This window comes from Vibrio sp. 10N.261.52.C2 (assembly GCF_041471425.1).
Classification (GTDB): Bacteria; Pseudomonadota; Gammaproteobacteria; order Enterobacterales; family Vibrionaceae; genus Vibrio; species Vibrio crassostreae_C.
Genome location: NZ_JBFROH010000058.1, coordinates 81,740 through 92,610 on the forward strand (window position 1 = coordinate 81,740; position 10,871 = coordinate 92,610).

The following is a 10,871-nucleotide window of genomic DNA, read 5'->3' on the forward strand; positions in this document are numbered from 1 at the left end:
TTTGTTTTCGGATAGTATCTGTGTTGTTAGTGAAATGTTGCAATGCAAAGGTAATTCCCCTTGTATAATAATAACTTAACTGACGTAATATTGACTGGTCGTACTTCTAATAACGCCAGTTTGAAGTCACTCACAGATCTACTCTTCATTTTTGAAAATCAATTGCTTTTTTTTCTACTTAACCTCTGGAAACCGTTCTACACTAGGGCTATAACTGTTTGATTTGTATACGAGGTATCAATGAGTCGGAAACCCATAGTGTTAGTCGTGGATGACACCCCAAGTAACTTGGATGTGTTAACGGCAATACTCAAAGATACTTATCAAGTGAAAGTAGCGATTAACGGCACAATTGGTATCAAAATTGCGAAGATGGTGCCGCAGCCAGACCTTATCCTCCTTGATATCATGATGCCTGACATCGATGGTTACGAGGTGTGCCGCCAACTTAAAGCTCAGCCGAATACGGCTCACATTCCTATCATTTTCGTGACCGCCACAATTGGTCCAGAAGCCGAAGTAAAAGGGCTCTCCTTGGGGGCTGTCGATTACCTAACCAAGCCGATAACCCCTGCAATTGCACTCCAGCGTGTGAAAACGCATATCGCACTTTATGACCAACAACGCGCGTTGTTTAGTCAGGTAAAAGAGAAAACTCAAGAGATCAATCTCGGTAAGCTAGAAACACTGAACATACTGGGTAGAGCTGCTGAATTTAAAGACAATGAAACAGGCATGCACGTTAAGCGTATGAGTCACTACTGTGAAGTGCTAGCTAAAGCCTTGGGAATGACTGACGAAGATGCCGAGACGTTGCGTGATGCAGCACCAATGCATGATATTGGCAAGATCGGTATTCCTGATAGCGTATTACTCAAGCCGGGTAAATTGGACGCCGACGAGTGGACAATTATGCAAAAGCATGTCGAATATGGTGTTGATATACTTGGTAGGCAGAGTGATTCCAAACTGATGCGTATGGCTATTCAGGTGGCGCAATATCATCACGAAAAATGGGATGGCAGTGGTTATCCAAACCAGATAGCTGGTGAAGGTATCCCATTGGTTGGAAGAATTGCGGCTGTTGCTGATGTGTTTGATGCCCTGACCGCAGAGCGCCCTTATAAAAAAGCTTGGAGTATTGATGAGGCGCTGAACTTGTTTGAAGAACAGAAAGGCAAACATTTTGATCCAACTATCGTTGATGTGTTTTTTCTGAAGTTACCTGAGATTCTAGCAATTAAAGAGAAATTTAGAGATGAGTGATGGCTTGATGTTGTCGCTAAATCGTTTGGTTGTTTTTCTGGTCATTACACTTGTGGTGTGGTCGCTGCTAATGCGATCTACGAATGCTGCTGAGGTAACAGATACTGAGTTAAATCAGTGGTTGGGAAACCAACCTACGGTAACTTTTGTTGTCTTGGCCAACCATTATCCTTACTCATTCATCGATGATGATGGGCAGGTTTCTGGGATCATCAAAGATTGGACATTAGATCTTGAACAGCGTTTTGGTGTTCATGTTCGGTTTGTCACAGTTAACTCGCGTGTCGAGGCTAAAGCCGCGTTAGTCGACGGGCGAGGCGATGTATTTCCATTCCAACAGTTCGACCCAAGTGAAGGTGGCCGTTTTCTTGCGAGTGCTCCCTATATTCCTTATCAGGTCGCAGTGATTGTTCCCATCGACAACAAACTCGATGGAAACCTAGATCAAAATAATAAACGCCGTATTGCGATGGTTAACGAAAATATCGATTTGGAGCGAGCCGGTGTCAAATTGAGTTCTATTGAGCGAGTGAATTTTGATAACGTTATTGATGCAGTACGTGCGTTAGGGGCCGGGGATGTCGAAGGCATGGTCGGTGAACCTATCACCACTATGGATCTTGCGAAAAAGATTGGCGTTCATGATTTAGCGGTAAACTATGTTCTGGAGCATTGGAAAAGGTTTGAAGCATCAATGGTGATTCGAACCGATGAACCAGAACTGCTGACGCTAATCAACAAACAGATTGAAACCTTCGACGTTGATAACAAGAACCAGATTTTATCGAAGTGGCTAGACAGTTCCCCCTATCGAGTGCCGCTAAAAGGCGTGTTTGGCTTTGGTAACCCTCCGTATATTTACCCAGACAGCACCGCAGTCGGGCTACAGTACGACATTCTTCAGCGTGCACTGAATGACATGGGATATAAACTAGGTGACGTTGTCACACTTCCACCTAGCGCCGCTAAAAAAGCCATCGATAACAATAATTCTATAGCCTTTTTTTCTGGTGTTCAGTTTGATGATCCTAATGCGCACTTTTTAAGTGATAACGTTTTTAATGTTGAGTTTGTTCCTGTTTCACTAACTCGCCGCAAACTCCAACTTCAATCCCCAAAAGACCTATCATTAGGGGCGTTATTGTTCGACGAAACATCCACAATTAAAAACTCTGTTGAAGTTCTGAAGAGTAAGTTAGACATTGATCGTATTGAAGATTACGAAGATCTTGAATCAGCATTCTCGCAGTTGAGGGCTCAAAATGTTGACCTGCTAATGGTTGAACGAAGAGTGCTAGAGTGGTTTATCACCAACACTCGTTTTATTGAAATGGCAGAGCTAACGCTACATGACGAGTATAAAGTTGAGTATCCGATCTATGTGGACTTTAAGAGTGAAGAAATCAGAGATAGCTTCAATGCCGCAATTAAAAGGCTTAAACAGGAGGATGACGGCTTAAACCAAATTATCGAGATGCAGGTTCAGAGTGATTTAAGCCTAGTCCTTAAAAAAGCGAATATTATCGCGCAAATATCTGCGTATTTTATCGTCAACGACCGCTTTGAAGAGTTGACGGAAGTGTTTGAAATTTTCGACACGGACAGTTCTTTTCAGGTGATCACCGCACAAGCGGATAACAATAGTCGCCCGATCAAATCTTGGTACATAGGCAACCTAGTTGATCAATATGGAGAGAAGAAAAATACCTCTCACTTTTCATCAGTCACCAAGGTGGCGAATTATAGGACCAAGGGAGGGAGTATCAACTCTGGTTCGATGACTTTCTACTTTGATGTTAATTCGTTAGAGCGGAACTATGTTTATTTTCCATCTGTCGAACAATTTAGTTCATTCGGAGATGCGGCGAAACGCTATATTGCGGATGTTTATCAAGCGAGTAACTTGACTGGAGAGATCCTAAATCTAAGCCAAAAAGAGAGGGCGTGGATTAAAGATAATCCGGATGTACGTATAGGTATCGATCCGAATTCGTTACCTTATGAAGCGGTATCCAATACCGGTGAATACATCGGGATGATTGATGATTATCTAACGCTGATTGAACAAAAAACAGGGCTAAGTATTCAGCATGTTGACGTGGCGAATTGGTCTGAGACCCGAAGCTTGGTTGATCATCATGAAGTGGAACTGGTCTCAGCAGCTCAAGAGAATCGTTCGTTAGGAGATAACGTCAAAGCAGCTAAAAGCTTGTTTTCAAGTCGTTTGGCCATTGCATCGAGAAGAGACGTTAGTAGCTTGGTACTTGAAGAAGCTGATGGTTGGAAAATCGGTATATTGAAGAATGCGGCAAATACTAACGCGATTTTATATAAGTACCCGAACGTTGAGTGGGTAGAGGTAGAATCCACGGCCGATGGGCTCAACCGATTGGATGATAAAACCTTAGACGGCATGGTCGACACTGTTGATGTCCTCAATTACCTCATTGATTCATTTGGTCATCGAGAGATTGGAATTGTCGGACGACTTGATTTTTTCCTTTCACCCACCTTACATGTCATCAAATCTGAGCCTTTGCTTTATTCGATTGTGAATAAGGCGATTGAGAGTATTTCTGCTGAAGAACATCAAAAGATATCGGCGAAGTGGGCGGCGCCAAAAGCGATAGAAAGAGTTAATTATCAATTGGTTTACACCATTTCGGTTTTTTCTCTGGTGATCCTTCTTCTTATTATTTTCTGGAATCGTAAATTAACTAAGCAGATCAGTATTGCTAAGGAAGCAACCGAAGCTCTGGAAAAGGCGCAGAACCAACTCTACAACATGCTAAATAGCTCTCCAATTGCAGCCAGCGTGGTATTTGAAGAAGAGGTTCGTTACGCGAACGATACGGCAAAACGTTTGTTTGGCGTGGAAAATCAGGCGTTGTCTTCTATCGACGTCGCTGCTATCCATGACTCGCTGAGCGTTCGTGATGGCGTGCATAAAGAGCTCGACCTTAACGGTAAAGTTGAAAATAGGGAGTTGGTACTCAGAAAATCTGATGGAACCCGATTTGTTGCTTTGGTCAGTTACTATCTTTTTGAGATTGATGGGGAAGTCGCCACACTATTTTGGGCATTCGATATTTCAGAAATGAAGCGCCTTAACGAACAATTGGAAGAAGAAAAACAGAGAGCCGATTTGGCGAGCCAAGCTAAATCGGAATTCTTAGCCAATATGAGCCATGAGATAAGAACCCCAATGAATGCCATTATTGGCTTGTCTTATCTGGCGATCGGCGAAATATCTAATCCTGTCGCTCGAAATTACATTGAGAAAGTGCACCGTTCTGGCCATTCGTTACTCGGTATCATCAATGACATCCTTGATTTTTCAAAGATAGAAGCAGGGCAACTTGTTATTGATAACGTCCCGTTTGATCCCGTAACGACCTTTAAAGATGTGATTGAACTAATGGAGTCGAAAGCAGCTGAGAAACAACTCAATTTGTCGATGGTCATCGATCCAGAGTTAGACACGCCACTACAAGGCGATCCATTGAGGTTGTTCCAAGTCATACTCAACCTTGTGGGCAACGCGATTAAGTTTACGGAACAAGGCAGCGTAGCATTAACGGTGGAGCATGTTGACTCGAACGACAGCAGCCTAACCATGAGAGTGAGTGTGATGGATACCGGGATAGGCATTTCGGATGAGAACCGTCACAAGCTGTTTGAAGCCTTTAGCCAAGCGGATACCACAACGACACGTCGGTTTGGCGGTACAGGGCTTGGGCTCAACATTAGCCAGAAATTAGTTCATGCGATGGGCAGTCAAATTACGGTAGAGAGTGTTTACGGGCAAGGCAGTGAGTTCTCCTTTGTACTGACATTGCCACGCTCAAGCTCGGATGCGTTAGCCGACTTCAAAGCTCAAGAGTTGCAACTGGATTATCAGATAGAGTTCAAAGGGCAAAGAGTGCTATTGGTTGAAGACAATGAGCTGAACCAAGATCTCGCCTTAGCATTTTTCAGTCGCTCTAAATTAAATGCCGATCTTGCTGAAAACGGAAAGGAAGCGCTGGAGTTAGCTAAAAACAACGACTACGAAATAATCTTCATGGATCTTCAAATGCCGATTATGGACGGCTTTGAAGCTACCCGTTTGATTCGTGAATTCGATATAGATGTACCGATTATTGCAATGTCAGCCAATGTTTTTGCTGATGCGAAACAACGAGCGAGGGCGTCGGGCATCACGGACTTCTTGGATAAGCCTATTGTTATTGATAAAGCGATGTCTTTGATTACTCGATACATTGTTCCTGAGGTCTTAGTTGAAGGTCGAGCGCCATCAGACACCTCTTCAGATACGATACTGGCCAGTGATTCTGATAATAGTTCGGAATTACACTCCGATACTCAAACAGAGCAGCCTGTTTTCTCTCAGTCGAGGTTTGAGCACCTGACTTATCATGATGTGAAGCTGCAAGCCCAAATGCTTGATAGGTTCTGCCAAGGATCGCCAGACATTATGTCGGATGCTTTTGATAACTTAGTACAAGGCGATTGGGAAACGTTAGAGCGTAATCTACATACCTTAAAAAGCATGGCAGCTTCGATTGGTGGATTGCGATTGGCAGAGTTACTCAGTGATTTAGAAAGCAAAGCGCATAACAAGGCGTGTGATGAAGCAGATCTTAAGCAAGGCGAACTTGGGTTAATCGAACTGATTAAAGCAGTTGAGATCAGCTTTGATGTGTCTGGTGTTGGGGGATTCAATACGACAAGTACTGAAGAAGCCGATGCGAGTCTTGCTGATACCTCTGATTCACCGAGCATCACGTCAGAACAGCATGCTCAGTTGCTATCACTGCTGGATGCTTATGATAACGATGCAACTCAATATGTGACTGAGTTACTGGCACAGTATCCACATTCTGTTGTTCTCAAAGATGTTCGAAGTGCGTTAGATAATTATGACTTTGAACGAGCAAAAGAGGGGCTTGGCGCTTCTGAGTAGTTGTCTTTTATAAATATCACTTCAACATTAAAGCCTTTAGCTCTTATAGCGAAATAACTAGCTAGCTAAAGGCTTTAAATCTATCTATACCGAACTAACGACTCACGTTCTGTTTGATTAGCTCAACAACCGTATCGTATCGGTGCGGCAGTTTTCGGTTTCGTTTTTGAACCAGATACAGCGTTTCCTCTACTTCTACCTTTGGCGGCACAACGTGTAGCTTGTCTCTATCTGGGAAGTGTTCAACCGCGCCAGCCGGTAACACGGTAAAACCTAATCCTTTTGATACGGGTAGCAAGATCTGGTGAAGCTGATTGATGTAGCCAGATCTTGGTATCTCATTAACGTTGATGTTCGCTAAGTCTTTATCTCCGCAAAGGTCGAAATACAAAGACAGATAATGTGCAGAATCTGGGTGGGCAATCAGGCCAATGTCATTCAATACTTGCGGCGTTATCTCTAAATCAGCAAGGCTGTGGTGAACAATAAGACACAGTGCTTCTTTGCCGATGACTTGGCTTTGGTAGTAGCTGTCGTTCGGGGAATGCCTAACAATGCCGATATCGGTAGTGCCTTCGCTTAGGTCATTCAATATCTTTTTGTTTGGAGCGGCTTCTAAGTTAATGCTGAGCTCTTGGTGTTGCTGTTGAAGTTCAAGAAGCTTGGGATACAGACGCAAAGAGAGTGAGCCAGAGCAAGACAAGTGACATTGTCCAGCATAAGGGTTATCAAAACTCAGAGACTCAAAAAGATCTTCTTGGTCTTTCTCTAGTTTGATCGCATAGCGATACATAATCCGACCCTGTTCGGTCAGTTCGAAGCTCTTGTTTTCTCGAGATAGCAGGTCACAATTACAAGCTTGTTCAAGCTTCTTGATGTGTTGGCTGACTCCAGGTTGTGTCATATACAACTTTTCTGCCGTTTGGGTGAAATGGCCAACTTCAACCAGAGTCTTAAACGTATTGAGCCAAAGTGGATTAATCATACTCACCTTCAAATACTAAAGCCTATAAATAACAAAGCCAATAAATAACAGAAAATTATTATTATCTTAAGTAATGATAATTTCAACTCTAGCGTCTTAAGTAACGCTAATCAAAGTCATGTGGTGGTAGCACTTTATATTGGTCTATTGGTCTATTGGTCGCTTTGTAGAGTTGCTATGAGTAACAAAGTGTTGCGACTTTGTTGAATTTTTGGTCTATTGACCAACTGTGCTCATATTTAGGAACGAAGATGAATAGAAATGTTTGGCTGCTTTCACTGTGTCAGGCCTTGTTGATGACGGGTAACATATTACTGATCTCTGTGATTGGTTTGATCGGTAAGCAGATTGCACCCAGTGTCAGCATGATCACCTTGCCGGTTGCACTGCAGTTTTTGGGTTTAATGGCAGCCACTATTCCAGCATCTTTAATTTCAGGCAAGTTAGGGAGAAAGCGAGGATTTAGCATTGGTAATGTGGTTGGCATTACAGGAGCTAGTCTTGCCACCTACGCACTGTCTCAACAACATTTCTATTTGTTTTGTTTCGCTACGTTCTTACTTGGGATAGGCATAGGTTTTGGCACGCTTTATCGTTTTGCTGCAATCGAGGTGTGTGATGAAAATGCCCGTCACCGAGCGATCTCTATCTCTATGGCTGGTGGCGTTTTAGCCGCGGTATTAGGACCAAATTTGGCGATTATGTCGCAACAGTGGTCGCAAGATGGCTTGTACATTGGTGCTTTTGCTTCTTTGATTGGATTGAACATTCTTGCGTTACTCATCTTACAAACAATTCAGTTTCCTAAAGTCTCTTTTAATAGTCAGGCTCCCAAAGCCGATCCTTTAGGTGTGATCGTTAAAGCGCCGAACTTTATTGGTGCGGTCTTTGCGGCCATGGTTGCTTACGCCGTAATGAACATTTTGATGACTGCAACACCATTGGCGATGATTGGTTGCGGATTCGATTTTACTAAAGCTGCTGGTGTGATTGAGTGGCACGTGTTGGGCATGTTTGTACCTGCATTTTTTACCGGATCACTTATCGAGAGGTTTGGCTCAAGAATGATGATCTTGGCAGGCGGGATTCTGTTTGTCGTCTGTATCGCGATTAACATTCATGGCGAATCTATTTGGCACTTCAGAGCGGCCTTGGTTGTGCTTGGTGTGGGTTGGAACTTCATGTTTATCGCGGCAACAGGTTTGTTTAGTCAGTCCTACCAATCGCAGAATAAAGCTAAGGCACAAGCGTTTAATGAATTTATTGTCTTTGGCTGTGTGACTATTACAGCGATGCTCTCTGGTTGGCTAGAATCGACAGCAGGGTGGCAGAACCTCAATATCTACGTATTGCCATTCGTGTTAGCTGTTATCTTGCTGTTCGCATTTAGTGCTCGTAAATCGCGTATTCAAAAGCAGCCTGTGTAATGGCTCATCGAATGGTGGTTCAGTAAATTCGTTACTGTGATTAGAACCCTAGTATCTCGAACTACGACCAATAAAAAGCCCTACCAAATCGGTAGGGCTTTTGCTTACGGCTTAAATAATAACGTTTCCTTAAAACTGCTGTCTTGGCTCATGCTCGAAGACAACAGTGCTTAAGCTTGCTTGTAAGTACGTGTGATAGAGCCGCGTACTTATTTTGATGGTCTATCGTTTAAGACCTAAGACCTAAGACCTAAGACCCAAGATGAGCTACAGGTCGACCAAAATTGTCTTAGTTGTAATCCCACCTTGGTCATCGATTATCTTCAGTGTCACCTCGTGCTCTCCGTATGAAGGGAAGATTGAAGTGAATGTGCGACCTCGTTTCACCTTTCCGTTTGGAAGTGTCCACTCGGTATCAACAATACGACCATCGCTGTCTGAACTCGTAGACCACATGGTTACCCAGCGACCCAAGTGAATGTACTTTGCACTCGCTTCTGGAAGGGCGTTTGGAGATTCAACACTCACTACGGAGCTAAATGAATCGGTAGCGCCTTTGTCGTCAACAACAGTCAAGTTCACCGTGTATTCACCGGCTTGCTCGTAAGACCAAGTTGGTGCCACTTCGTTACTTGTTGTGCCGTTGCCAAAGTCCCATAGATAACTGACGATCTCACCGTCTTGATCAGAACTGAAGTTACGTGCAGAAACGTTCAGGCCAGTGACATTGAGCTCGAAGTTCGCACTAGGGGCGACGTTGTGTTGGCTTACTTTCGATAAGCGAACCACGCCGTATTCGTTGTTGTCACTCTGATTCACAATATCAACGGCTAAGCCAAACTCCGTTAGGATACGTCCTGAATCAGGCGCTTGAGGCGATGTGTAATCTTGGTCATCCGAGAAGCTAGCATTGCCAACCAAACGGGTATCTTCGAGTACATCGTTATCGCTGTTTACAAGACGCATTGGAGTATGATCTTTGAGTGAAAACGCTGCGTCTCGAACTTGGTAGCGTGTTTGAGCCGCTTCACCAGAGTTTGCCCACACCATGGCATTTTGGTCTGCATCGACCACGCCTAACCAACCTTCACCAGGGTGTTTACCTACCCAGTTGTCGGTTAGTGATTCGTCGAAGTACCAAATGATCAAGCCAGGGTCGAATGACATCAGTTGTCCCATGCGTTTGATGTTCGCTAGGCCTTCATCAACATCCATGTGGCTGCGCCATTGCAATAGATAGTAGTGCTGCGCTTGATGGAATCCATTACTCAGCTTGTAACCATTAAGGGCGAAGGTGGAGTTGCTTTCACCATCGTCTATTGAGGTCACTTCACCATCGACAACAACAGCAAGGTTATCTAAATAGAAGCCTTCCATTGCTAAGCCGCCATCGGTGATGTATTCAAAAGACAGTTCCACTTCTTGGCCTGCCCATTGTGAAACGTCGAACTCAGCGTCGACCCATCCGCCAGATTCGCCGCCAATAGCAGGAACGAGGTCCGTGTTGTATGGATCGTCCATTGAGGTAATGTTTCCTGCAATGGCTTGTCCGTTGATTAGCACGCGCGCAAAGTCGTAGTCTTTTTCAATCTCATACCAAGTTTTGAAAGACAGCAGTGCAGAATCACCCGCTGGGATCATCAACTTGCGAGTCATACTGTTTTTCAGATCATCGCCTTTTTGAGAGTGGAATGAATACTCGCCCTCAAAGGGTTTCAGACTTTCAATCTGCTTTTCAGGAAGATCCACTTTGATCATGTTAGGACGACTGTTATCCGTTGTTTGGAACAGCGTATACACTTGTGGATTGTCTTCTAGGTCATCAATCGAGAGCTGATCATCGTTAACCCAACGTCCGCCAATCGATTTCTGTAGGAAGTGTTTTGCCCAAGAGCTGAATGCCGTTGGTTGTGTACCACCAATTTGACCAGCCCAACTGCCCGAAGACATGATTGACCAGTCATAGACAGGATCTTAAGAGCTAACTTGTTTATTTAGATAGAAAAAAGGCTTCATTTATGATCAGATAATCGTCGCCAAACAAACTACCTACATCAATAGTGAAGCCGATGACGATTATCTCCTTACAGAAGCAATTTAAGCAATTCTTTAATGCTGACACCCTCCAAAAAATGGCGAAAAGTACAGGCCTGATGAAACGGTGTCGGGCGATATTACCCGAGCAGCTAGTCATTAGCTTAGTGGCCGCGTTAAGCAAAGGAAACTG

4 protein-coding genes and 2 pseudogenes are annotated in these 10,871 nt (G+C 43.8%); 4 read left to right on the forward strand and 2 right to left on the reverse strand.

Annotated features, from left to right (window positions below; all coding sequences use genetic code 11):
- The first annotated feature begins 240 nt into the window (after positions 1-240).
- Together AB4307_RS19540 and AB4307_RS19545 are read left to right on the forward strand one after the other, a co-directional pair.
- Positions 241-1,266 carry an HD-GYP domain-containing protein gene (locus AB4307_RS19540; protein WP_029235511.1) on the forward strand — a complete coding sequence of 342 codons (1,026 nt, stop codon included), beginning with the start codon at positions 241-243 and terminating at the stop codon, positions 1,264-1,266.
- A 70-nt stretch (positions 1,267-1,336) separates the two neighbouring features.
- Positions 1,337-6,232 carry an ATP-binding protein gene (locus tag AB4307_RS19545; RefSeq protein ID WP_372133096.1) on the forward strand — a complete coding sequence of 1,632 codons (4,896 nt, stop codon included), beginning with the start codon at positions 1,337-1,339 and terminating at the stop codon, positions 6,230-6,232.
- 94 nt (positions 6,233-6,326) lie between these two features.
- Here the strand turns inward: AB4307_RS19545 and AB4307_RS19550 are convergent, their stop codons facing one another.
- On the reverse strand, positions 6,327-7,217 hold the full coding sequence (locus tag AB4307_RS19550) for a LysR family transcriptional regulator (protein ID WP_017061891.1): 891 nt from the start codon (positions 7,215-7,217) through the stop codon (positions 6,327-6,329).
- Positions 7,218-7,468: 251 nt separating this feature from the next.
- Between AB4307_RS19550 and AB4307_RS19555 the strand changes: the two genes are divergently transcribed.
- Positions 7,469-8,644 carry an MFS transporter gene (locus AB4307_RS19555; protein WP_372133080.1) on the forward strand — a complete coding sequence of 392 codons (1,176 nt, stop codon included), beginning with the start codon at positions 7,469-7,471 and terminating at the stop codon, positions 8,642-8,644.
- Between the two features lie 267 nt (positions 8,645-8,911).
- On the opposite strand, the pseudogene AB4307_RS19560 reads toward AB4307_RS19555, so the two are convergent.
- Positions 8,912-10,618, reverse strand: a pseudogene (locus AB4307_RS19560) (PKD domain-containing protein); the annotation flags it as partial.
- A 95-nt stretch (positions 10,619-10,713) separates the two neighbouring features.
- Between AB4307_RS19560 and AB4307_RS19565 the strand changes: the two are divergent.
- A pseudogene (locus tag AB4307_RS19565) lies at positions 10,714-10,871 on the forward strand (IS4 family transposase); the annotation flags it as partial.

What these genes read in the sequence shown, in the direction of transcription:
- AB4307_RS19550 (WP_017061891.1), bottom strand. Translation starts at nt 7,217, where the DNA reads ATGATTAATCCACTTTGGCTCAATACGTTTAAGACTCTGGTTGAAGTT.
- AB4307_RS19540 (WP_029235511.1), top strand. Translation starts at nt 241, where the DNA reads ATGAGTCGGAAACCCATAGTGTTAGTCGTGGATGACACCCCAAGTAAC.
- AB4307_RS19555 (WP_372133080.1), top strand. Translation starts at nt 7,469, where the DNA reads ATGAATAGAAATGTTTGGCTGCTTTCACTGTGTCAGGCCTTGTTGATG.
- AB4307_RS19545 (WP_372133096.1), top strand. Translation starts at nt 1,337, where the DNA reads ATGCGATCTACGAATGCTGCTGAGGTAACAGATACTGAGTTAAATCAG.